Genomic DNA, 22,861 nt, shown 5'->3' on the forward strand with positions numbered 1-22,861 from the left:
CCCTTTCACTGCCGGAATGCCGCACTCCCCGCGCATAAACGATAAGCACGTCATCGCCTGTCTATCGCTGGCGGCACTGCTGTCTGTTCGCTGTATGCGTATGGCAAAACTGTGATGAATCCCGACAGGGATTATCCTGCCGGGACGATGCTTATACTCCGTACGCCTCACGATAGGCGCGAACCGATGCCAGGTGTTCGGCCATTTCCGGTTTTTCTTCCAGATAGCTAATCAGGTCTTTCAGGGCCACGATGGAAATCACTTTGCAGCCGTAGTCACGTTCAACTTCCTGAATCGCAGAGATATCGCCGCGTCCGCGTTCCTGACGGTCGAGAGAAATCAGCACCCCGGCTAATTCGGCGCCGTTGGCCTGAATAATCTCCATTGACTCACGTATAGCGGTGCCTGCGGTTATAACGTCATCCACCAGCATTACGCGGCCCTGCAGAGGGCTTCCGACCAGATTACCGCCTTCGCCGTGGGTTTTGGCCTCTTTCCGGTTAAAGCAGTATGGCAGATCGCGGTCATGGTGTTCAGCCAGCGCAACCGCCGTGGTGGTGGCAATCGGAATACCTTTGTAGGCAGGGCCGAACAGCAGATCAAAATCAATCCCGGCGTCCATCAGCGCTTCGGCATAAAAACGCCCTAACAGTGCCAGATCGCGCCCGGTATTAAACAGGCCGGCGTTGAAGAAATAGGGGCTTTTACGCCCGGATTTCAGCGTAAATTCGCCAAATTTAAGGACCTGCTTGTTAAGCGCAAATTCAATAAACTGGCGCTGATACGGTTTCATGGATTCGCTCCTCATCTTGCTTTTTGATGGACAAAAAAAAGCGACTTTTCAGTCGCTTTAAAAACTAGTTCTCTAACGCCGCTTTCTGTGTCGCGACAATGGATTCAATCCCCCCTCGGGCCAGTGCCAGAAGGGTGAGAAGCTCTTCATGCGTGAACGGTTCGCCTTCCGCCGTGCCCTGCACTTCAATGATGCGGCCATCTTCTGTCATCACCACATTCATATCGGTTTCCGCTGCAGAATCTTCAATATATTCCAGATCACAAATCGCTTCGCCATTGACGATACCCACCGATACCGCCGCAACCATGCCCTTCATCGGGTTGGTTTTCAGCTTACCGGCGGCGACCAGCCGATTCAGCGCATCAGCCAGCGCCACACAGGCACCGGTAATAGACGCCGTGCGCGTACCGCCGTCGGCCTGCAGTACGTCGCAGTCCAGCGTAATGGTGAATTCACCCAGTGCTTTCAGATCAACCGCTGCACGCAGTGCGCGGGCGATCAGGCGCTGGATTTCCATTGTACGGCCACCCTGCTTGCCTTTCGCCGCTTCACGGGCGTTGCGCGTGTGGGTAGCGCGCGGCAGCATGCCATATTCCGCGGTGATCCAGCCCTGGCCCTGGCCTTTCAGAAAACGCGGTACGCCTTCATCAATAGAGGCGGTGCACAGCACTTTGGTATCACCAAATTCGACCAGCACGGAGCCTTCAGCGTGTTTCGTATAGTTACGGGTCAGGGTGACTGGGCGTACTTGATTAGCGCTACGGCCTGCTGGACGCATAATATTCTCCGGCTTGAAACGAATGTGGCTGCGCATTATACGGATAATACATGCTTATTCCTATCCTCATCAGGCCTCGAAAGCTATAATCCCCTCACTCTCCGTTAAAAAACAGGAACGTCTATGATCCGCAGTATGACCGCCTATGCCCGGCGTGAAATAAAGGGTGAATGGGGTAGCGCCGCGTGGGAACTGCGCTCGGTAAACCAACGATATCTGGAAACTTATTTCCGTCTGCCGGAGCAGTTCCGTAGCCTGGAGCCTGTGGTGCGCGAGCGTATTCGCGCCCGTCTGACCCGCGGCAAAGTCGAGTGTACTCTGCGTTTTGAGCAGGATCCGAGCGCCCAGGGCGAGCTGATTCTGAACGAAAAACTGGCAAAGCAGCTGGTTAACGCCGCCAACTGGGTAAAAATGCAGAGCGATGAAGGCGAGATCAATCCGGTCGATATCCTGCGCTGGCCAGGCGTCATGTCTGCCCATGAACAGGATCTGGACGCGATTACTGCCGAAATCCTCAACGCACTCAATGGCGCGCTGGATGATTTTATCGTCGCGCGGGAAACCGAGGGCCAGGCGCTGAAAGCGCTTATCGAACAGCGTCTGGAAGGCGTGACGGCTGAAGTCGCTAAAGTACGCGCCCATATGCCAGAAATACTGCAATGGCAGCGGGATCGTCTGGTCGCCAGGCTGGAAGATGCGGAAGTACAACTGGAAAACAACCGCCTGGAACAAGAGCTGGTACTGATGGCACAGCGTATTGATGTCGCCGAAGAGTTGGATCGCCTGGAAGCGCACGTGAAAGAGACCTGGAATATCCTGAAGAAGAAAGAAGCGGTCGGGCGCCGTCTCGACTTTATGATGCAGGAGTTCAACCGCGAGTCGAACACGCTGGCGTCTAAATCAATTAATGCCGAAGTGACCAATTCTGCCATTGAGCTGAAAGTGTTGATCGAGCAGATGCGCGAGCAGATTCAGAATATCGAGTAAATTCCCCCGTACCAACAAGCCCGAGCAATATCGGGCCTGTTGAGGCCATAACATTTCACGATTCGGTCGGATATTTAGCTGCCTTAAGCGCATTCTCTCTCTGCGAACAGACCTTTAACGTCATTTCACAAACCGCTGATCCTGATAACCAGTCGCATGCTGAACAGTATGATTAGTTGGTACGCATCGCGGCATAGACAGAACATAGCTCCTGAAGGCTTTTCGTTCCCGTACGTTTCATCAGGCCGTTGCGTTGAACGCTTATTGTTGTAGGACTGACGCCGCGGATTTGGGCAATATCATCCAGCGAGTGCCCACGCATGATAAGCTTCATAATTTGGTGTTCAGCGTTGGTAAATTTAAACGTATCAGGAAGATAACTTGATTTTTGATTTTGTGCAGATAATAAGCACATCACCCACAAAGCCTGCTTCAGTTCTGCCACTTTCACTCTTTCCGGGAGGCACAACTTCACCAACCCCGGGAAAAGGCGATTGATAGAATCAAAATACCGTTCCGAAGTGATAAATACTGAGTAGTGCATCGGCGTTGTGGTGAAGAACAGAGAATACGTCTCCTGAATATCCATTCCAGCGGTGCAATACACATATGGCCAATCTGCGCTTACGCTAACGTTTTGTTCATGGCGTAACTGCTTCAGAATTTTCTCTATTCCATAGATGAAAAAACAATCCTTTCCATAGATAGTCATATTAATAGTCCTGAGATTACGATCATGTTATTGCCCAGCCTACAGCATTTCGTTTAGCCACAAATGGTGCCACCCTCTCCCCAAGGATATCGTCGTCCAAGTTTACGGCATATCTATCATCAGATGTTGTTTTCATTTAGGAATAAACTTATCTGATAACTATTACATATCTTTGCTTTTGACGCCAAAAGAAGATGAAAAAATCAAATTTAAATTATAACTACATGATTTTAATCGAATTAATTATTAGGATTATCTTTATATGATATATATTAAAATAATTTCAACATATTTCAATAGTCAGATCCAAGTCTCAAAACAGCATTTCATTTTATGTAAAAGTACATTCCATGATAATTTTTGAATTATGATAAGTCTTACAAAAAGAATTATGTGTGGTGAATCCCCCTAAGCGGCGGGGTCATGCTGACATGAGATAATCCTCTATGAAGTTTCGTTTTTATGGACGAATTGGAAAATCAGCGCCCAATTCACCGGGAGGCACCCGGCACCACACGCCAAATTATTTTATCGATCACACTGCTGACCAGTGAAGATCTTATCATACCTTTGGACTATAAAAGTAGAGGCTTCTATGTTGCGCTCATTACTATTATTTACTGTACCCTTCATGAGTATTGCTGCACATGCCGTTACCTTCGATTATCGTCACGAAATGAACGATAGCGGCGGTAATAATCATAAAGATCGATTATTGATGTCACACCGTTTTGCTAATGGATTTGGATTGTCACTGGAAGGTAAATGGAAAGGTTCGCAGGATAAAGATAAAGCCTTTGATGAAACCGTCAGTAATGGCACCGAAGTCGTGGCAAGCTATGTCTATAAAATTAATAAAACATTCCAGATTGAGCCCGGGTTCTCACTAGATACCAGTTCATCGTCAAACAATTATCGCCCTTATCTCCGTGGCAAAGCTAATTTAAGTGACGATATCAGCGCATCTCTACGTTATCGCCCCTACTACAAGCGTAATTCAGGAAATATAGGAACATCCAAAGATACATCAGAAAATGGTTATAACCTGACCAGCGTTATTTCATGGAAATTTCTGAAAGATTATCAACTTGACTATGAGCTGGACTATAAAAAAGCAAACTCTGCAGGCGTAGTGTTAGCGAATAATGAAAGCTATGACTGGACTCATGATTTCAAACTAACCTATAAACTCGACAAGAACTGGTCGCCTTATATGGCAATCGGTAATGTCTCTGGCAGTAAAACCACAGATGAAAGACAAACACGTTATCGTGTGGGTGTAAAATATTCTTTCTGATAAAAAAAGAAAAATTATCAACAAGGGTTCTCTGAGCCCTTGTTTCAATAATAAATCTCACTCATAGGTTTACCCGTATTTATCCTGGTCTTTCGCTGAAACCACCTCAAATAATCAATAGCGTAGTAGTGTAAAATGATTTACGAATACCGTATTGCGTAAACCTGGTGACAAACAATACGTTAACCCCGCAGTAAAAACTGCATAAAATAATTACGTCAAATAGTCACAGTGAAGAAACAGGTAACACCCCTGATACGATATAATTAGTCCCTATAACATAAACGCTAATCGCCATACCTAAAACCCATAAAAAAGCCGCTGATTATCAGCGGCTTTGGCAACAATCCGTTTAATTACTCTTCTTTCGCCCCACGCATAGCGCGTTTACGGTCGTTCTCGGTCAGATGACGTTTACGGATACGGACAGAAGTCGGGGTCACTTCCACCAGTTCGTCATCATCAATGAACTCCAGAGCCTGCTCCAGGGTCATCTTAACCGGCGGAACCAGAACTGTTGCTTCGTCAGTACCGGACGCACGCATGTTAGTCAGTTTCTTACCGGTCAGGCAGTTTACCGTCAGGTCGTTAGAACGGCTGTGAATACCGATAATCTGGCCTTCGTAAACTTCTGCACCGTGGCCGAGGAACAGCTTACCGCGATCCTGCAGGCTGAACAGGGCGAACGCGACGGCTTTACCCTGACCGTTGGAGATCAGTACACCGTTCTGACGCTGGCCCACATCACCCGGACGAACGTCGTCGTAGTGGCTGAAGGTGGAGTACAGCAGACCGGTACCGGAGGTCATGGTCATAAATTCTGAACGGAAACCGATAAGCCCACGGCTTGGGATCACGTAGTCAAGACGTACGCGGCCTTTGCCATCCGGATTCATGTTTTTCAGATCGCCTTTACGCTCACCCAGTGCCTGCATCACAGACCCCTGGTGCTGCTCTTCAACGTCCAGCGTCACGTTTTCGAACGGCTCCTGCTTGCGGCCATCGATTTCGCGGAAGATAACTTTCGGGCGGGAAACCGCCATTTCGAAACCTTCACGACGCATGTTTTCAATAAGCACAGACAGGTGCAGCTCACCACGACCAGAAACGCGGAATGCGTCTGCATCCGGAGTTTCTTCAACGCGCAGCGCAACGTTGTGTACCAGCTCTTTATTCAGACGGTCAAGAATCTGACGCGAGGTCACGTACTTACCTTCTTTACCGCAGAACGGAGAGGTGTTAACACAGAAGAACATAGAAACAGTCGGCTCATCAACAGACAGCGCCGGCAGCGCTTCAACATTCTGCGTATCGCAGATGGTGTCAGAGATGTTCAGTTCGCCCAGACCAGTAATCGCGATGATGTCGCCTGCTTCCGCAAGGTCGCTGTCAATACGCTCCAGGCCCAGGTGGGTCAGAACTTTACCGACTTTACCGTTACGCGTTTTACCTTCGCTATCAATGATAGTGACCTGCTGGTTCGGTTTTACTTTACCGCGTTTGATACGGCCGATACCGATAACGCCAACGTAGTTGTTGTAGTCCAGCTGAGAGATTTGCATCTGCAGCGGGCCATCCAGGTCAACGTCCGGCGCCGGTACGTGATCAACGATCGCCTGATACAGCGGAGTCATGTCTTCCGCCATATCTTCGTGATCCAGACCGGCGATACCGTTCAGCGCCGACGCGTAAACGATAGGGAAATCCAGCTGTTCGTCGGTTGCGTCGAGGTTAACGAACAGGTCGAATACCTGATCGACAACCCAGTCCGGACGCGCGCCAGGACGGTCAACTTTGTTGATAACAACAATCGGCTTCAGACCATAGGCAAAAGCTTTCTTGGTGACGAAGCGCGTCTGCGGCATCGGGCCATCAAAGGCGTCAACCACCAGCAGCACAGAATCCACCATGGACATAACACGTTCAACTTCACCACCGAAGTCGGCGTGCCCAGGGGTATCAACGATGTTGATACGGTAATCATTCCATTTGATAGCGGTGTTTTTAGCGAGGATAGTAATCCCACGCTCTTTCTCCAAATCGTTGGAGTCCATCACTCGTTCTTGTGCTTCAGTACGCGCGTCGAACGTACCGGATTGCTGTAGCAGCTTATCAACCAGGGTAGTTTTACCATGGTCGACGTGCGCGATGATGGCGATATTACGCAGATTTTCGATCACAACTTTGCCTCAGGCATTAGAAATAGCGCGTTATTGTACACGGATTAATCGCGCTACAAAACAGGATCACAAACATCCTCCGCAAACAAGTATTGCAGAGATTCTTTGTGATCGCTTTCACGGAGCGTTAAAAGGGTTATTAAAATTATTTTGCACCAAAAAAGTGCTTCACGCTCACGTAAAAGCACCATATTGGTGCAATGCATTCATTTTGGTGCAACCCTTTTGCACGATGATGTGCATGATAACGCCTTTTGGGGGCAATTTAAAAGTTGGCACAGATTTCGCTTTGTATATTTTAAGGCAACAACGCCACTTTTAAGTAGTTAGAAAGTTTCGTTTCCACGACGACAATGACCAATCCGGGAGAGTTTAAGTATGTCCGCTGAACACGTTTTGACGATGCTGAACGAGCATGAAGTGAAGTTTGTCGATCTCCGCTTCACCGATACCAAAGGTAAAGAACAGCACGTTACTATTCCTTCTCATCAAGTAAATGCCGAATTCTTCGAAGAAGGCAAAATGTTTGATGGCTCCTCGATTGGCGGCTGGAAAGGTATTAACGAATCCGACATGGTTCTGATGCCGGATGCGACCACCGCGCTGATCGACCCGTTCTATGAAGAACCGACCCTGATCCTCCGTTGCGACATCCTGGAACCAGGCACCCTGCAAGGCTATGACCGCGACCCGCGCTCCATTGCTAAGCGTGCTGAAGAATATCTGCGTTCCACCGGCATTGCTGACACCGTACTGTTCGGGCCAGAACCAGAATTCTTCCTGTTCGATGACGTCCGTTTTGGTGCGTCCATCTCTGGTTCCCACGTTGCTATTGATGATATCGAAGGCGCATGGAACTCTGCCACCAAATATGAAGGCGGCAACAAAGGTCACCGTCCTGGCGTGAAAGGCGGTTACTTCCCGGTTCCACCCGTAGACTCTTCTCAGGATATCCGCTCTACCATGTGTATGATTCTGGAAGAGCTGGGCCTGGTTGTTGAAGCTCATCACCACGAAGTGGCGACTGCCGGTCAGAACGAAATCGCTACCCGCTTCAATACCATGACCAAAAAAGCGGACGAAATTCAGATCTATAAATACGTTGTGCACAACGTCGCGCATCGCTTCGGTAAAACCGCCACCTTTATGCCAAAACCGATGTTCGGCGATAACGGTTCCGGTATGCACTGCCACATGTCGCTGTCTAAAAATGGCGTAAACCTGTTCTCCGGCGATAAATACGCAGGCCTGTCTGAAGAAGCCTTGTACTACATTGGCGGCGTTATCAAACACGCTAAAGCGATTAACGCATTGTCTAACCCGACAACCAACTCCTACAAACGTCTGGTCCCGGGTTACGAAGCGCCGGTTATGCTGGCTTACTCTGCCCGTAACCGCTCCGCGTCTATCCGTATTCCGGTAGTTACCTCGCCGAAAGCGCGCCGTATCGAAGTTCGTTTCCCGGATCCGGCAGCCAACCCGTATCTGTGCTTTGCCGCTCTGCTGATGGCCGGTCTTGACGGAATCAAGAACAAAATCCATCCGGGCGAAGCTATGGACAAAAACCTGTACGATCTGCCGCCAGAAGAAGCGAACGAGATCCCACAGGTTGCAGGCTCTCTGGAAGAAGCACTGAATGCGCTGGACGCAGACCGTGAATTCCTGACCGCCGGTGGCGTATTCACTAACGACGCCATTGATGCTTACATTGCGCTGCGTACTGGGGAAAACGACCGCGTGCGTATGACTCCGCATCCGGTTGAGTTCGAACTGTACTACAGCGTCTAATTTTGCTGTAAATCCCTGGCGTTCCGTGTTGTGGCGTGGAGTACCAGGGATGTTTTGTTGCCGTGGAAACTTCAGCCCATCTCAGGATGGGCTTTTTTCTCCACCAACACGCTGATCTCATGAGCTTTTTATTTATAAAAAGCTATAATGCACTAAAATAGTGCACCTTTTTCAGGAGACTGTCAGATGGCAACAGGCACACTGCCCGATGCTGGGCAGATCCTTAACTCTTTAATCAACAGTATCTTACTGGTCAACGATGACCTGGAAGTTCATTACGCGAACCCAGCGGCGCAGCAGCTGCTGGCGCAAAGTTCACGCAAGCTGTTTGGTACGCCACTTCCAGAGCTGTTGAGCTATTTCTCGCTGAATATCGGCCTCATGCAAGAGAGCCTGGCGGCGGGTCAGGGATTTACCGATAACGAAGTGACGTTGGTTATTGACGGACGCTCGCACATCCTTTCCCTGACTGCGCAACGTTTGCCAGAAGGCTTTATTCTGCTGGAAATGGCCCCAATGGATAATCAGCGTCGCCTGAGCCAGGAACAGCTTCAGCAAGCCCAACAGGTCGCCGCACGAGATTTAGTGCGCGGTCTGGCCCACGAGATTAAAAATCCGCTGGGAGGGTTGCGCGGCGCGGCGCAACTGCTGAGCAAAGCGTTGCCCGATCCAACGCTGACGGAATACACCAAAGTTATTATTGAACAGGCCGATCGGTTAAGAAATCTGGTCGACCGTCTGCTGGGACCACAGCATCCGGGGATGCACGTAACAGAAAGTATCCACAAAGTTGCTGAGCGGGTGGTAAAGCTGGTATCGATGGAGTTGCCAGATAACGTCAAACTGGTTCGCGACTATGACCCGAGTCTGCCGGAACTCCCGCATGACCCGGATCAAATTGAACAAGTGCTGCTAAATATCGTGCGCAATGCGCTACAGGCACTGGGACCGGAAGGGGGTGAGATCACCCTGCGCACCCGAACAGCCTTCCAGCTCACTCTGCACGGCGTGCGTTACCGCCTCGCCGCACGCATTGATGTTGAAGATAACGGTCCAGGGATCCCATCCCACTTACAAGATACGCTGTTTTATCCGATGGTTAGCGGGCGTGAAGGCGGCACCGGACTCGGCCTGTCTATTGCCCGCAGCCTTATCGATCAGCACTCCGGCAAAATTGAATTTACCAGTTGGCCAGGGCATACCGAATTCTCGGTGTACCTGCCTATTCGGAAGTAGAGGTGTTTATGCAACGAGGGATAGCCTGGATCGTTGACGACGATAGCTCCATCCGTTGGGTGCTTGAACGCGCGCTCACCGGGGCAGGCTTGAGTTGTACAACATTTGAAAATGGCAACGAGGTGCTTAATGCCCTCACCACCAAAACCCCGGATGTTCTGCTGTCTGACATCCGTATGCCGGGGATGGATGGGTTAGCGCTACTAAAGCAGATTAAACAGCGTCATCCGATGCTCCCGGTCATCATCATGACAGCGCATTCGGATCTGGACGCCGCGGTTAGCGCCTATCAACAAGGCGCCTTTGATTATCTGCCGAAACCGTTTGATATTGATGAAGCGGTAGCGCTGGTTGATCGCGCGATTAGCCATTATCAGGAACAGCAGCAGCCACGTAATACGCCGATGAATAGCCCGACAGCCGATATTATCGGCGAAGCGCCGGCGATGCAGGATGTTTTTCGCATTATCGGCCGCCTGTCGCGCTCGTCAATCAGCGTGTTGATCAACGGAGAATCCGGTACCGGTAAAGAGCTGGTCGCCCATGCGCTGCACCGCCACAGTCCGCGCGCGAAGGCCCCGTTTATTGCGCTAAATATGGCGGCTATCCCGAAGGATTTGATTGAATCAGAACTTTTCGGCCATGAGAAAGGCGCTTTTACCGGTGCGAATACCGTGCGTCAGGGGCGCTTTGAACAGGCAGATGGCGGCACGCTATTCCTTGACGAAATCGGCGATATGCCGCTGGACGTACAGACACGTCTGCTGCGTGTTCTGGCTGACGGTCAGTTTTATCGCGTAGGCGGATATGCTCCGGTGAAAGTGGATGTGCGTATCATCGCCGCCACCCACCAGAACCTTGAACTACGCGTGCAGGAAGGCAAATTTCGTGAGGATTTATTCCACCGCCTGAACGTCATTCGCGTCCATCTCCCACCGCTGCGCGAGCGGCGGGAGGATATTCCACGCCTGGCGCGGCATTTTCTGCAAATTGCCGCTCGTGAACTGGGCGTCGAAGCCAAGCTGCTACATCCGGAAACGGAAATGGCGCTGACCCGGCTGGCCTGGCCTGGTAACGTACGTCAGTTGGAAAATACCTGTCGCTGGCTGACAGTGATGGCCGCAAGCCAGGAGGTTCTGACTCAGGATCTTCCCAGCGAGCTGTTTGAAACCGCGGTACCGGATAATCCGACGCAAATGCTACCGGATAGCTGGGCCACGCTGCTGGGACAATGGGCCGATCGCGCCTTGCGTTCTGGTCATCAAAACCTGCTATCGGAAGCACAGCCGGAAATGGAGCGAACATTGCTGACCACCGCGCTGCGCCATACTCAGGGCCATAAACAAGAAGCGGCGCGTCTGCTGGGGTGGGGGCGTAACACGCTGACGCGTAAGCTAAAAGAGTTAGGAATGGAGTAGCCGGGCGGCAGTGTGTAAAAAATAGTCACCCAGCGCAAACTGCTGCTATTTTGTACTTTACTGTTGCAGTGCATTGGGTATGATCTTGCCCGGAAAGACGGGGGAAATCATGCTTGAATCACTCATAAATATTATATCGAGCGGTGCTGCAGCCAGCCATACGCCGCAAACGGCGATAGCTGCCGTTCTGTGCGCAGCTATAGTTGGTCTGTTTAACTGATTCATTCACCCTCTCCTTGTTCGGGAGAGGGTGAGTGGTTTAAATCACCCGGGAAAACTGCTGCATCCGCGCTTTCTGGCGCAAATAAGCATCAAAACACATACAGATGTTGCGAATTAACAACCTGCCTTTTGCCGTCACCTGAATGCCTTTTTCGTTCACATCCACCAGCCCATCGTTAGCCAGCGGCGCCAGTAGCTGCAAATCCTGGGCAAAATAGCGGCCAAAATCTAACGCCCACTGCGCTTCTATCACGGAAAAATCGAGGCGGAAATTGCAGATGAGAGACTTAATGACATCACGACGAATACAGTCATCGCGAGTCAGCGCAATGCCGCGCCACAGAGCCGTTCCGGTTTCATCTACCTGCTGATAATATTTCTTCAGCTCTTTCTGATTCTGCGCATAGCAATCGCCAATCATACTGATCGCCGAGACGCCCAGTCCCAGCAGGTCGGTATCTCCCTGAGTGGTGTATCCCTGAAAATTGCGATGCAAAATGCCTTCACGTTGGGCTATCGCCAGTTCATCATCCGGACGAGCAAAATGGTCCATACCAATAAACTGATACCCCGCGGCCGTCAGCGAATCTATGGTCTCCTGCAGGATATCCAGCTTCTGCGCGGCCGAAGGTAAATCAACATCTTTGATTTTTCGCTGCGCGGCAAAAAGCGTCGGCAGATGAGCATAGTTAAAGACGCTCAGACGATCGGGGTTTAACTCCGCCACTTTCCGTAACGTAAAGGCAAAGCTCTGCGGCGTTTGCTTCGGCAAGCCGTAAATCAGATCAATATTGGTAGAGGTAAAGCCGATCTCGCGCGCATGGTTGAGCAGGGCGAAGATAAACGCTTCATCCTGCTCGCGATTCACCCGTTGCTGTACTTCTTTGTTGAAGTCCTGCACGCCCATACTCAGGCGGTTGAAGCCTTCAGCGCGTAAATGATCCAGTACATCAAGCTCGATTTCACGGGGATCGACCTCAATGGAAATCTCCGCATCGGCATTAAAATTAAAATGCGTTCGCAGCAACGTCATCAGACGGCTAATTTGCGCCTTGTTTAAATAGGTCGGCGTGCCGCCGCCCCAGTGCAGTTGACTCACCAGGCGACCAGCGAAAAGCGGGGCGCGATGAATAATCTCCTGCTCAAGGACATCCAGATACTGATCGGCTTTATGCTGCTGCCGGGTAACAATTTTATTGCAGCCGCAGAAATAGCACAGCTTATGGCAAAACGGGATATGTACATACAGCGATAAAGGTCGCTGCGGATAGCGGGCAACCGCTGCGTCAAATTCAGCGGCGCCAAATTCCGCAGAAAACTCCAGCGCAGTGGGATACGAAGTATAACGCGGCCCGGAATAGTTATATTTCTGGATCAGGGCCAGATCCCAGTCGATTAACTGCACAGACATGCTCACTCCTTCCGATGGTGCCGTCGGCGGGTACGCCGCGCCGGCCCAACCGCACCTCGGGTAATGAGCCGGTTGCGCAGCCAGCTTTTACGCCGCGACAACCGTCGTAGTTTAACGAATAACCACAGCAGATAACATATAACCAGAAGGGTTATAAGCAGGACCGGGAACCCGATGGGATGCAAATGTTAGTTTCCACCCTTCAGTAAGCGCATCATATCTTCTTTGCGCTCTTCCTCTTCCTCATCGTCGTCATCATCATAAGAGAGCCCAAGTTGCTGCATTAGCTCATCAATACGATCCAGTTGGGCATCCATCCATGTTTGCTCTTCAGCATTCAGGGTGTCGCCCTCTTCCAGACGTTCCAGCAGCGCGTCCAGGCGCTCATCATTCTCCAGCAAATCCAGCTCAGCCTGCGGTGAAAGCATAGGTTTCTCGCTCTTCGGTTTATGCTGCTTAACCGTTGGGGTACTGTCAGTCACGCCCAACGGGATCGGTTTTTTACTGCCAATTCGGGGATCATGCTGTTGGCCCTGCTTTTTACTCGCTGAAGCAGTTTGAGCGCCGGTCATACGACTACCTGGCGCATGACCGCGATGCTTCTTCTGATGCTTACGCTCGCGGGCTTCCTGGTTCAATTCTTCGCGCGTTTTACGACTTTTTTTGCCATGAGGTACGGATGACGGTTTTTTCATAATGTGTAATCTTCAGGCCATTTTCTTCAGTATAGAATTGAGGCGGAATCTAGCAGAAAGCAAGCAAAGAAAAAAGGCGACAGATTACTCTGCCGCCTTTTTCCGCACTGATAACCCTTAATGGGCTTCCACTTTCCATGTTAGCTCACGACACACCCTGTCTTTCCTTTAGCTACCCACGATCCCTGTTACGTCCATTTCCTTGTTAAAACGTCTTCCCAGACGCGTGTCATCCTGACAATCGGTGGTCTTCACCTTCCTGGAGCTTCCTGACCCCTCATCCTGAGTCGCAATCCTGATAAGCATCCTCGCCCTTCATTGCTACTTTACTGGTTTGAGAAAAACCTACAACCCGCTGTACAAGAAAAACACAGATTTAAGAATTTTCCATCAATTTAATCTGATGATTTATAAACGGTTGTATAATTTACGCTCGGTTTTTTCTCATGAATTTCTTATATATACAGTAGTCAATGTCTTACAAAACATATGGCCTTTGCCTGCACGGTCATGCACGGTTAAAAACAGTCTTTTTCTGCTGTTCAGGTATAATCCCCCACTATAACCTGATTTTACGGAGACGACCGTCTTGACCAACTGGAATTATCAACTGACGCATTTTGTCACGAGTGCGCCGGATATCCGCCATCTTCCTGCAGATACGGGTATCGAAGTGGCATTTGCTGGCCGCTCCAATGCCGGGAAATCCAGCGCCCTGAACACGTTGACTAACCAGAAAAACCTGGCGCGCACATCAAAAACGCCAGGTCGTACACAGCTCATCAACTTGTTTGAAGTCGCTGAAGGCAAACGCCTGGTCGACCTGCCTGGCTATGGTTATGCACAGGTCCCGGAGGAGATGAAAATCAAATGGCAGCGCGCCCTGGGTGAATATCTGGAGAAGCGCCTGTGTCTGAAAGGCCTGGTCGTACTGATGGATATTCGCCATCCGCTAAAAGATCTCGATCAGCAGATGATCCAGTGGGCCGTTGAAAGCAATATACCGGTTCTGGTGTTACTCACTAAGGCCGACAAGCTGGCCAGCGGGGCGCGTAAAGCGCAGATCAACCTGGTACGCGAGGCGGTGGTCGCTTTTAACGGTGATGTTCAGGTGGAAGCCTTTTCTTCACTGAAAAAGCAGGGGGTGGATAAACTGCGCCAGAAGCTGGATAGCTGGTATAGCGATCTCCCCCCTCAGGAAGCGCCTGAAGACGAGAAATAATTTTTCCCGTTTCCCCGGATAACAGCGCGCAGAGCTTTATCCGGGCCGTCCCTTCGCTATCATCCGGATGGCAAAAATTTTCTTGTGCACAATAAAAAACGCCCCGGTCATAAATGACCGGGGCGGCTAAAATATTCAGCCAAATCCGATTACGTGAAGTAAAAGGTCTGAAAGATAGAACATCTTACCTCTGTACCCTACGTCTTTAACTCTACTCTTCTTTCAGTTACGGATAAAGCATTTTTTGTAGTTTTTTTTCATTCTTTACATAGCAAATTCAAATGATCATCACAAAAAGCGATAAGTTATGTTGCTCACTTACAAAAAATGGCCTTACCCGTCGCGTATTTAGTGCGCTTGATCCCAGTTATCTCCGCTTCCAACTTCGACCAACAGCGGAACCGCCAGCGTCGTACTGCTTTCCATCAGCTCATGGACCTTCTTCGCTACGGCATCCAGGTCATCTTTATGCACTTCGAAAACTAATTCATCGTGTACCTGCATGATCATACGTACGCGGGGTTTTTCACTCAGTAACCAGTTATCGACTGCGATCATCGCTCGCTTAATAATGTCCGCAGCGGTACCTTGCATCGGGGCATTGATCGCCGCACGCTCGGCACCTGCGCGCCGTGCGCCGTTGCTGGATTTAATATCAGGAAGATAAAGGCGGCGGCCATCCAGAGTTTCGACGTACCCCTGTTCTTTTGCCTGCGCCCGCGTACGCTCCATATATTCCAGTACGCCAGGATAGCGCTCAAAGTAGAGATCCATATATTTTTGTGCTTCTTTTCGCGGAATATTGAGCTGCCGCGCGAGACCAAACGCGCTCATGCCGTAAATCAGGCCAAAGTTGATCGCCTTCGCACTGCGACGCTGCTCACTACTTACGCTATCCAGAGGCAAGCCAAAGACCTCTGCCGCGGTGGCCCGGTGGATATCCTTACCTTCTGCAAACGCGGTTAACAGGCCCTTATCGCGAGACAAATGCGCCATGATACGCAGCTCAATTTGCGAATAGTCGGCAGAAACAATCAGATAGTCTTCCGGAGCGATAAATGCCTGGCGAATGCGGCGCCCTTCATCGTTGCGTACCGGAATATTTTGCAGGTTCGGGTCGGTGGACGACAGGCGCCCCGTTGCGGTAACCGCCTGATGATAGGAAGTATGCACTCGACCCGTTTTCGGGTTAATCATCAGCGGCAGCTTATCGGTATAGGTAGATTTGAGTTTCGCCAGTCCCCGATATTCCAGAATCACTTTCGGCAGCGGATAATCCAGCGCCAGCTCTTCCAGCACCTCTTCCGATGTAGATGGCGCGCCGCCCGGGGTTTTCTTGAGCGGTTTAATCCCTTGTTTTTCAAACAAGATTGTTTGCAGTTGCTTTGGTGAAGAGAGGTTAAACTCTTCGCCGGCGATCTCGTAGGCCTTTTGCTCCAGTTCAACCAGACGTTTAGCGATTTCCTGAGAATGCGCATGCAGCACGGCCGGATCAATCTTCACGCCATTGCGCTCAACGCGCGAAAGCACCGGAACCAGCGGCATTTCGATATTTTTAAAGACGTTCAGCGGCCCTTCGTTCTGCTGAAGTTTTGGCCACATTTTCAAATGCAGTTGCAGAGTGACATCAGCATCTTCCGCTGCGTAACGACCCGCTTCTTCCAGCGCGATCTGGTTAAATGTGAGCTGATTTTTCCCCTTGCCGGCAATCTCTTCAAAGGTAATCGTTTTGTGATTTAGCCAGCGCGCGGAGAGGCTATCCATATCATGGCGACCCGCTACGCTGTCGAGAATATAGGATTCCAGCATGGTATCAAACGCGATACCGCGCAGCTCAATGCCGTAGTTAGCCAGAATCCCCCGGTCATACTTGAGATTCTGCCCAACCTTCAGAAGATTATTGTCTTCCAGCAGCGGTTTCAGCAGCGCCAGCACACGATCCCGCGGGATCTGATCCGGCGCATCCAGATAATCATGGGCGACCGGTACATAAGCCGCCATGCCCGGCTCAACGGCGAAGGACAGACCAACCATATTGGCAGAAACGTTATCCAGGCTGTCGGTCTCGGTATCAAAAGCGAAGAGCGGCGCTTCCTTCAGTTTTGCGATCCACGTCGTCAGCATTTCTTCATCGAGAATCGTGACATAATTTTCAGCGGAGAGCGCCGTCGCCGCTGGCTCTTCTTTATCTGTCACCTCAGCAACGGCTTCCAGCGGCTTCGCCGCTGGCCTGGTCCCCTTCGCCTGCAGCCACTTGCCGGATTCAACATCAGTGATCCAGCGTTTGAATTCATATTTTTTAAACAGCGCCAGCAGTTCATCCGCGACCGGTTGTGCAACCAGTAGCTCTTCACAACCCAACTCCAGCTCAACGTCAGTTTTAATCGTCGCCAGCTGATAAGAGAGATATGCCACCTCTTTATTTTGTTCCAGCTTCGCCGCCATCGTTTTCGCGCCACGGAAGCTCAGTGCGGCGATTTTTTCAGGCTCAGCATATAACGTATCAAGACCGCCCAGCCCCTGTAGCAATGCCTGCGCGGTCTTTTCTCCCACACCCGGCACGCCCGGAATGTTGTCCGACGAATCGCCCATAAGGGCAAGGAAATCAATGATCAACTCCGGCGGTACGCCATATTTCGTCACCACTTCATCCGGGCCAAGGATGGTGTTGGTCATCGTGTTGATCAGGGTAATTCCCGGCGTAACCAGTTGGGCCATATCTTTATCGCCGGTACTGATCAGCACCGGACGGCCCGCTTTTTCGGCTTCACGCGCCAGAGTGCCGATTACATCGTCAGCTTCTACGCCAGGAACAGCCATCAGCGGCAGGCCCATTGCTTTCACCATGGCATGCAACGGCTCGATCTGCGCCCGCAGATCGTCCGGCATCGGTGGACGATGAGATTTATAGTGCTCAAACAGTTCATCACGGAACGTCTTCCCTTTGGCATCAAAAACGACGACGGCGTGAGTCGGTTGATATTGCAGAATCAGGCTACGCAGCATATTCAGCACGCCATACATTGCGCCTGTCGGTTCACCGGCGCTGTTAGTCAGCGGGGGAAACGCATGATATGCCCGGTAAAGGTAAGAGGAGCCGTCAACGAGGATGAGAGGGTTTTCTGGGATCTGAACCATAATTTCCGTGCCTGTTTATCAGATTATCGGTAAAGGATGCCACAGACGGGCATTAAATCCTGAATTTTTCCCACATTTCGTCGAAAAGATTCGCCGTAGCTGGCGAGGGTGTTGCACATTAATCTGTGGATAACTTTGTGTATATTTTTATAACCAGAGCTATCCGGAGCAGAACAGCACAGCACATATATCAATTATTCATTATTTTTCAAAGCATTATATTTATAGTTGTATCGTTAATATCATTATGATGACTCAATGTTCCATGTGGATATAAGATCCAGAAATTTTTCTGTTCTGGTAACAACCGTCATTTACTGTATTTTCTGATAAAATCAGCCCCTTACGTTGTTTAAATGCGTTCTTTGTCAGCCTAACTTTCTGAATAAATTAACTATGTCGAGATTACTCGCTGCGATAACGTTTCCGTTGAGTATCGCCCTTACCATCGTAGTCACCATAATCTGTTCCGTACCGATCATCGTTGCCGGACTGATTAAACTTCTAGTGCCTATTCCACCGGTCTGGCGCTCGATATCCGTTTTTTGCAATTTCATGATGTATTGCTGGTGTGAAGGGTTGGCGCTACTGCTATATCTTAATCCCTGGCTAAAATGGGACGTTCAGGGCCTTGAGGGGCTGAGTAAGAAAAACTGGTATCTGCTAATCAGCAACCATCACAGTTGGGCGGATATCGTGGTGCTCTGCGTGCTGTTTCGCAAACATATCCCGATGAATAAATACTTCCTTAAACAGCAACTGGCCTGGGTGCCGTTCATTGGCCTTGCCTGCTGGGCGCTGGATATGCCCTTTATGCGCCGGTACTCACGTGGTTATTTAATTCGTCATCCGGAGCGTCGCGGCAAAGATGTCGAGACTACGCGCCGATCCTGCGAGAAATTCCGTACCCATCCAACGACTATTGTTAACTTTGTTGAAGGCTCGCGTTTTACACCAGAAAAGCAGCGTCAGACACGTTCGCCGTATAATAATTTATTGGCCCCAAAGGCGGCGGGAATCGCGATGGCATTGAGCGTTCTGGGCTCGCAGTTTGATAAGCTGCTGAATGTGACTTTATGCTATCCGGAGAACGACCAACGGCCATTTTACGACATGCTAAGCGGCCGACTGACGCGGATTGTGGTGCGAGTCAGTCTTGAGCCTGTTACTGAAGATCTGCATGGCGATTATGTGAATGATAAAAATTTTAAGCGCCGCTTTCAGCGTTGGCTAAATACGCTGTGGGAAGAAAAGGATCGGCAGTTAACAGAAATAATGCGGCTGAGGAAAAAATAATTTTTCTCGCAAACAACAACGCCGGTCACTGACCGGCGTTCAGTTTTTACTTCTTCTCAACTAACTGTTTAACAGTATCAGCATATTGGGCAACGAATGCATCCATATTGCTGGTATCCATCCCTTGTGGGTTGAGCTGATATTTACCGTTAACGTACATTGCTGGTACGCCCTGCAGTTGAAAATCAGCCGCAGCTTTCTCTTGCTGAGCCACCAGAGACTTCACTACAAAGCTGTTCCAGGCTGCATCGTATTCTTCCCCTTTCACACCAGCATCAACGAAGACTTTACGGATATCCGCCACGGTCTGCACGGTCTGCGTTTTCTGTACCGCTTCAAACATTGGAACGGTAATTTTATCTTCCACACCCAGCGCCATGGCCACAGCCCAGGCATGGGTTAGATCCTTGCCCAATGGGCCGAGGAAGTCGACGTGGTATTTCGTCATTTTGACGCCTTCAGGCAGCTTTTTCTTCACGTTATCTGAAACATGAAGTACCTCTTCGAACTGGTAGCAGTGCGGGCAGTAGAACGAGAAGAACTCAAGCACCTGCGGCTCGCCAGCAACGGGCTTATCAAGGGTAATATATTGCTTACCATCGGTGATCTGGGCAGCGGATGCACTAAAAGCCAGAATCATACCAGCCAGCGCCAGCCAAATTTTTTTCATGATTAATTCTCTCCTGGGTATATCACATTAATACATTGGCGTTAACTGAAGAGGGGGTTCCTGCAGAACCTTCACCTGCTCAAGAAAAGTTGTTATCTGCCCGCGCCAGTAATCTTCCCCGGTTAACCATGGGAAATTGACGGGAAAAGCGGGATCGTTCCAGCGTCTGAGCAACCACGCCAGATAATAAACTAACCGCATTGCGCGTAAAGGTTCGATGAGCGCGATTTCATCTGTATTGAAAGCACTGAACTCTTCATACGCTTCAATGATCATTTCCAGTTGCATGCGCTGCTCGGCTTTATCACCATTCAACAGCATCCAGAGATCCTGAACAGCCGGGCCATTTCGTGAGTCATCTAAATCAACAAACAGGGGACCATCGCGCCAGAGTATGTTTCCCGCGTGGCAATCACCATGCAAACGCAAAATATTGGCGCTCCCGTGCCATCGTGCCATTACCGCATCAATCAGCTTGTCGGCAGCGCTAAGAAAAGCCTCTTTAAGCGTGGCAGGAATAAGCCTGGAGTGCTCAAAGACCTGGCGCGGCTCAAAGAGATACTCATTGATGCCAATATCAGGACGAGCAACAAAACGCTGTTTACGTCCCGTTTGATGCATGCGGCCCAGATAGCGCCCAACCCATTCCATCTGATCAAGGTTATCCGCCTCAAACTGGCGTCCGCCCAGACTTGGAAAAACGGCGAAAAAGAACCCCTGATGCTGGTGAAGCGTATTTTCGTTAAACGATAATGGCGCGGCAACGGGAACGTCGTCCTGGACAAGCTGAAGGGAAAACTGGTGTTCTTCGAGAATTTGTGCTGCGGACCAGCGTTCAGGACGATAGAATTTCACCACATAACGGTGACGATCTTCGTCCTGAAACTGGTAAACGCGGTTCTCATAGCTGTTAAGCGGCGTGAGACCGGAATCCACCCGCATTCCCAGATTAAACAGACCATCAATGATGGTATCTGGGTGAAGCGTCTGAAAAGTAAAAGCCTTATCGTGCATCCTGACATCCGATAATCGTACGAATGATTCAGGATATCATCTCATTGCCCGTTCTGCGGCAGCGCTTACAACCTTTTACTCTTTAATTACGCCACGAGCACGTAGCAAGGCGGTTTTGAAATCCTCTTCATAATCTTTCTGAATGCCAGGAATAACGGCTTCTTTCGCAGAGTCGCGCATTTTCAGATGATAAATCAGAATATCATCGGAAAGATCGCTCAATTCACCGGTATAACCCGCCTCTTTTGCCAGTTTTTGCAAGAATTGCATTAAATTCAGTTCAGGATCTTTCTGCCAGGCTGGCTGGAGAAGCTCAATGACTTCATTCAGGCGTTTACATTTCATAGCGTTGCTCCTTACTCTTAATATGAATACGTTAGCAGGGACAATCCCACAATGAAAGAGGCGATATTAATATGCAGGGCGAGGTAATAACCGGTGTTGTGCTGGCCGGAGGACGGGCCACACGCATGGGCGGGATAGATAAAGGATTGCAGTTGCTAAACGGTAAGGCCTTGTGGCGTCACGTCGCAGATGCGTTAGAACCCCAGGTAACAAACCTGGTGGTTAGCGCTAATCGCAATCTTGATCGCTGGCAAAAAAGCGGTTACCCGATTATTACTGACAGCCTGAACAATTTTCCTGGCCCGCTCGCCGGAATGCTGTCTGTTATGCAACAAGTCGACAATGAGTGGTTTCTGTTTTGCCCATGTGATACACCATTTATCCCCCCATTTCTCGCAGAGCGCTTAATACAGCAGAAAGAATCGTCCCCGGCCGTTTGGGTACATGACGGTGCACGCGATCATCCTGCGATTGCTTTAGTGAACCGAGAGGTAATTCCAGAACTGGAAACTTATCTGGCCGCAGGCGAGCGGCGCGTGATGGTATTTATGCGCAAAATTACCGGGCATTCTGTCGATTTTAGCGATGTAAAATCATCATTTATTAACGTCAACACGCTTGAGGATCTACAAAGTATGCAGGAACCATCATGATCCCTCTTTTAGCGATTTCCGCCTGGAGCGGTACGGGTAAGACGACGTTATTAAAGAAATTAATTCCGGCATTATGCGCGGAAGGCTTACGCCCGGGACTCATTAAACATACGCATCACGATATGGATGTGGACAAACCTGGTAAAGACAGTTATGAGCTACGTAAAGCCGGGGCAGCTCAGACGATTGTCGCCAGTTCACAGCGTTGGGCGTTAATGACGGAAACGCCTGATAAACCTGTTCAGGATCTTAACTGGCTGGTTAGCAGAATGGATACATCAACGTTAGATTTGGTGCTGGTGGAAGGTTTTAAGCATGAATCTGTGCCTAAGATTTTACTTTATCGGCAAAACGGCAGGCATAGCGCGGAAGAGTTGGTATTTGATGAGCATGTCATTGCGGTGGCCAGTGATATTCCTGTCGGAACATCACTGCCAGTGTTAGATCTAAATGATATTCCGCAGATCGCCGCGTTTATTATGCAGTGGTTAAAATGGCGAGATTAGAATGGTAGATATTTCAGTATTTCGCCATGCTTTATAACCCTGCGAGCAGTTAACGATCTTTTCGGGTGGCGAAAACGCAAAAAGGCCATCCGTGAGGATGGCCTTTTCACTTATCTGATGCCTGGCAGTTTATGGCGGGCGTCCTGCCCGCCACCCTCCGGGCCGTTGCTCCGCAACGTTCAAATCCGCTCCCGGCGGATTTGTCCTCCTCAGGAGAGCGCTCACCGACAAACAACAGATAAAGCAAAGGGCCCGGTCTTTCGACTGAGCCCTTTGCTTTATTTGATGCCTGGCAGTTCCCTACTCTCGCATGGGGAGACCCCACACTACCATCGGCGCTACGGCGTTTCACTTCTGAGTTCGGCATGGGGTCAGGTGGGACCACCGCGCTACGGCCGCCAGGCAAATTCTTTGTGCTCTGTCCTGTGTCTTTTGCGCTGATACTGCGTTGGCTGCTCTGGCGAACGTCAGTCACATACCTGTGTATGCTCCTTCCG

General features: G+C 50.1%; 21 protein-coding genes and 1 rRNA gene. 10 read left to right on the forward strand and 12 right to left on the reverse strand.

From position 1 onward, the window contains the following. Nucleotides 1-151: 151 nt before the first annotated feature. Nucleotides 152-793 (reverse strand): orotate phosphoribosyltransferase, encoded by a 642-nt coding sequence (gene pyrE, locus FE839_RS04730; RefSeq protein WP_138359636.1) that lies wholly within the window; start codon nt 791-793, stop codon nt 152-154. A 64-nt stretch (nt 794-857) separates the two neighbouring features. Beyond that, a complete protein-coding gene (gene rph, locus FE839_RS04735) occupies nt 858-1,574 on the reverse strand; it encodes a ribonuclease PH (protein ID WP_138359638.1) in 717 nt (238 codons plus the stop codon). Nucleotides 1,575-1,697: 123 nt separating this feature from the next. On the opposite strand from rph, the gene FE839_RS04740 reads away from it, so the two are divergent. Further along, on the forward strand, nt 1,698-2,561 hold the full coding sequence (locus tag FE839_RS04740; protein ID WP_138359640.1) for a YicC/YloC family endoribonuclease: 864 nt from the start codon (nt 1,698-1,700) through the stop codon (nt 2,559-2,561). A 172-nt stretch (nt 2,562-2,733) separates the two neighbouring features. Here the strand turns inward: FE839_RS04740 and FE839_RS04745 are convergent, their stop codons facing one another. Then, nucleotides 2,734-3,273: a helix-turn-helix transcriptional regulator gene (locus FE839_RS04745; RefSeq protein WP_138359642.1), complete on the reverse strand. Its 540-nt coding sequence runs from the start codon at nt 3,271-3,273 to the stop codon at nt 2,734-2,736. Nucleotides 3,274-3,868: 595 nt separating this feature from the next. Here FE839_RS04745 and FE839_RS04750 point away from each other — a divergent pair. Next, nucleotides 3,869-4,570 (forward strand): oligogalacturonate-specific porin KdgM family protein, encoded by a 702-nt coding sequence (locus FE839_RS04750; RefSeq protein ID WP_138359644.1) that lies wholly within the window; start codon nt 3,869-3,871, stop codon nt 4,568-4,570. Nucleotides 4,571-4,926: 356 nt separating this feature from the next. Here FE839_RS04750 and typA read toward each other — a convergent pair whose 3' ends face one another. Next, nucleotides 4,927-6,750, reverse strand: coding sequence for a ribosome-dependent GTPase TypA (gene typA / locus FE839_RS04755; RefSeq protein WP_138359646.1), 1,824 nt, complete (start codon nt 6,748-6,750; stop codon nt 4,927-4,929). A gap of 378 nt (nt 6,751-7,128) precedes the next feature. On the opposite strand from typA, the gene glnA reads away from it, so the two are divergent. From glnA to FE839_RS04775, 4 genes are all read left to right on the forward strand, one after another. Continuing rightward, nucleotides 7,129-8,538: a glutamate--ammonia ligase gene (gene glnA / locus FE839_RS04760; RefSeq protein WP_138359648.1), complete on the forward strand. Its 1,410-nt coding sequence runs from the start codon at nt 7,129-7,131 to the stop codon at nt 8,536-8,538. A gap of 186 nt (nt 8,539-8,724) precedes the next feature. After that, nucleotides 8,725-9,774: a nitrogen regulation protein NR(II) gene (gene glnL / locus FE839_RS04765; RefSeq protein ID WP_138359650.1), complete on the forward strand. Its 1,050-nt coding sequence runs from the start codon at nt 8,725-8,727 to the stop codon at nt 9,772-9,774. Between the two features lie 8 nt (nt 9,775-9,782). Then, nucleotides 9,783-11,192 carry a nitrogen regulation protein NR(I) gene (glnG, locus tag FE839_RS04770; RefSeq protein ID WP_138359652.1) on the forward strand — a complete coding sequence of 470 codons (1,410 nt, stop codon included), beginning with the start codon at nt 9,783-9,785 and terminating at the stop codon, nt 11,190-11,192. 109 nt (nt 11,193-11,301) lie between these two features. Then, the gene (locus FE839_RS04775; protein WP_138359654.1) at nt 11,302-11,412 is read left to right on the forward strand and encodes a YshB family small membrane protein; all 111 of its coding nucleotides are present in this window, start codon (nt 11,302-11,304) and stop codon (nt 11,410-11,412) included. A gap of 39 nt (nt 11,413-11,451) precedes the next feature. Here the strand turns inward: FE839_RS04775 and hemN are convergent, their stop codons facing one another. Both hemN and yihI read right to left on the reverse strand, forming a co-directional pair. Further along, a complete protein-coding gene (gene hemN, locus FE839_RS04780) occupies nt 11,452-12,825 on the reverse strand; it encodes an oxygen-independent coproporphyrinogen III oxidase (protein WP_138359656.1) in 1,374 nt (457 codons plus the stop codon). Between the two features lie 188 nt (nt 12,826-13,013). After that, on the reverse strand, nt 13,014-13,520 hold the full coding sequence (yihI, locus tag FE839_RS04790; protein ID WP_138359660.1) for a Der GTPase-activating protein YihI: 507 nt from the start codon (nt 13,518-13,520) through the stop codon (nt 13,014-13,016). Between the two features lie 589 nt (nt 13,521-14,109). Here yihI and yihA point away from each other — a divergent pair. Further along, a complete protein-coding gene (yihA, locus tag FE839_RS04795) occupies nt 14,110-14,742 on the forward strand; it encodes a ribosome biogenesis GTP-binding protein YihA/YsxC (protein ID WP_138359662.1) in 633 nt (210 codons plus the stop codon). Between the two features lie 135 nt (nt 14,743-14,877). On the opposite strand, the gene spfP is transcribed toward yihA, so the two are convergent. Next, nucleotides 14,878-14,925 (reverse strand): small protein SpfP, encoded by a 48-nt coding sequence (gene spfP / locus FE839_RS25190; protein WP_071892919.1) that lies wholly within the window; start codon nt 14,923-14,925, stop codon nt 14,878-14,880. Between the two features lie 165 nt (nt 14,926-15,090). Then, nucleotides 15,091-17,880 (reverse strand): DNA polymerase I, encoded by a 2,790-nt coding sequence (polA, locus tag FE839_RS04800; protein WP_138359664.1) that lies wholly within the window; start codon nt 17,878-17,880, stop codon nt 15,091-15,093. A 396-nt stretch (nt 17,881-18,276) separates the two neighbouring features. On the opposite strand from polA, the gene FE839_RS04805 reads away from it, so the two are divergent. Further along, entirely contained in the window at nt 18,277-19,176 is a 900-nt protein-coding gene (locus FE839_RS04805) for an acyltransferase (protein ID WP_138359666.1), read from the forward strand. 46 nt (nt 19,177-19,222) lie between these two features. Here the strand turns inward: FE839_RS04805 and dsbA are convergent, their stop codons facing one another. From dsbA to FE839_RS04820, 3 genes are all read right to left on the reverse strand, one after another. Further along, nucleotides 19,223-19,846, reverse strand: a complete 624-nt coding sequence (gene dsbA / locus FE839_RS04810) for a thiol:disulfide interchange protein DsbA (RefSeq protein WP_138359668.1) — start codon at nt 19,844-19,846, stop codon at nt 19,223-19,225. Between the two features lie 27 nt (nt 19,847-19,873). Then, on the reverse strand, nt 19,874-20,860 hold the full coding sequence (locus FE839_RS04815; RefSeq protein ID WP_138359670.1) for a serine/threonine protein kinase: 987 nt from the start codon (nt 20,858-20,860) through the stop codon (nt 19,874-19,876). A gap of 75 nt (nt 20,861-20,935) precedes the next feature. Then, the gene (locus FE839_RS04820; RefSeq protein WP_138359672.1) at nt 20,936-21,205 is read right to left on the reverse strand and encodes a YihD family protein; all 270 of its coding nucleotides are present in this window, start codon (nt 21,203-21,205) and stop codon (nt 20,936-20,938) included. Between the two features lie 71 nt (nt 21,206-21,276). Here FE839_RS04820 and mobA point away from each other — a divergent pair, with 71 nt between their 5' ends. After that, nucleotides 21,277-21,858 carry a molybdenum cofactor guanylyltransferase MobA gene (gene mobA, locus FE839_RS04825; RefSeq protein ID WP_138359674.1) on the forward strand — a complete coding sequence of 194 codons (582 nt, stop codon included), beginning with the start codon at nt 21,277-21,279 and terminating at the stop codon, nt 21,856-21,858. Beyond that, nucleotides 21,855-22,364, forward strand: coding sequence for a molybdopterin-guanine dinucleotide biosynthesis protein MobB (gene mobB / locus FE839_RS04830; RefSeq protein WP_138359676.1), 510 nt, complete (start codon nt 21,855-21,857; stop codon nt 22,362-22,364). Before mobA ends, mobB begins: the two co-directional genes overlap by 4 nt. 287 nt (nt 22,365-22,651) lie before the next feature. Here the strand turns inward: mobB and rrf are convergent. Next, nucleotides 22,652-22,767, reverse strand: a 5S ribosomal RNA gene (gene rrf / locus FE839_RS04840). Nucleotides 22,768-22,861: the final 94 nt, after the last annotated feature.

Origin of the sequence: Klebsiella indica, from assembly GCF_005860775.1 — a bacterium.
GTDB lineage: Bacteria > Pseudomonadota > Gammaproteobacteria > Enterobacterales > Enterobacteriaceae > Klebsiella > Klebsiella indica.

Coding starts and splice junctions, on each gene's coding strand:
- pyrE (WP_138359636.1), bottom strand. CDS start 793: ATGAAACCGTATCAGCGCCAGTTTATTGAATTTGCGCTTAACAAGCAG.
- rph (WP_138359638.1), bottom strand. CDS start 1,574: ATGCGTCCAGCAGGCCGTAGCGCTAATCAAGTACGCCCAGTCACCCTG.
- FE839_RS04740 (WP_138359640.1), top strand. CDS start 1,698: ATGATCCGCAGTATGACCGCCTATGCCCGGCGTGAAATAAAGGGTGAA.
- FE839_RS04745 (WP_138359642.1), bottom strand. CDS start 3,273: ATGACTATCTATGGAAAGGATTGTTTTTTCATCTATGGAATAGAGAAA.
- FE839_RS04750 (WP_138359644.1), top strand. CDS start 3,869: ATGTTGCGCTCATTACTATTATTTACTGTACCCTTCATGAGTATTGCT.
- glnA (WP_138359648.1), top strand. CDS start 7,129: ATGTCCGCTGAACACGTTTTGACGATGCTGAACGAGCATGAAGTGAAG.
- glnL (WP_138359650.1), top strand. CDS start 8,725: ATGGCAACAGGCACACTGCCCGATGCTGGGCAGATCCTTAACTCTTTA.
- glnG (WP_138359652.1), top strand. CDS start 9,783: ATGCAACGAGGGATAGCCTGGATCGTTGACGACGATAGCTCCATCCGT.
- FE839_RS04775 (WP_138359654.1), top strand. CDS start 11,302: ATGCTTGAATCACTCATAAATATTATATCGAGCGGTGCTGCAGCCAGC.
- hemN (WP_138359656.1), bottom strand. CDS start 12,825: ATGTCTGTGCAGTTAATCGACTGGGATCTGGCCCTGATCCAGAAATAT.
- yihI (WP_138359660.1), bottom strand. CDS start 13,520: ATGAAAAAACCGTCATCCGTACCTCATGGCAAAAAAAGTCGTAAAACG.
- polA (WP_138359664.1), bottom strand. CDS start 17,880: ATGGTTCAGATCCCAGAAAACCCTCTCATCCTCGTTGACGGCTCCTCT.
- FE839_RS04805 (WP_138359666.1), top strand. CDS start 18,277: ATGTCGAGATTACTCGCTGCGATAACGTTTCCGTTGAGTATCGCCCTT.
- dsbA (WP_138359668.1), bottom strand. CDS start 19,846: ATGAAAAAAATTTGGCTGGCGCTGGCTGGTATGATTCTGGCTTTTAGT.
- FE839_RS04815 (WP_138359670.1), bottom strand. CDS start 20,860: ATGCACGATAAGGCTTTTACTTTTCAGACGCTTCACCCAGATACCATC.
- FE839_RS04820 (WP_138359672.1), bottom strand. CDS start 21,205: ATGAAATGTAAACGCCTGAATGAAGTCATTGAGCTTCTCCAGCCAGCC.
- mobA (WP_138359674.1), top strand. CDS start 21,277: ATGCAGGGCGAGGTAATAACCGGTGTTGTGCTGGCCGGAGGACGGGCC.
- mobB (WP_138359676.1), top strand. CDS start 21,855: ATGATCCCTCTTTTAGCGATTTCCGCCTGGAGCGGTACGGGTAAGACG.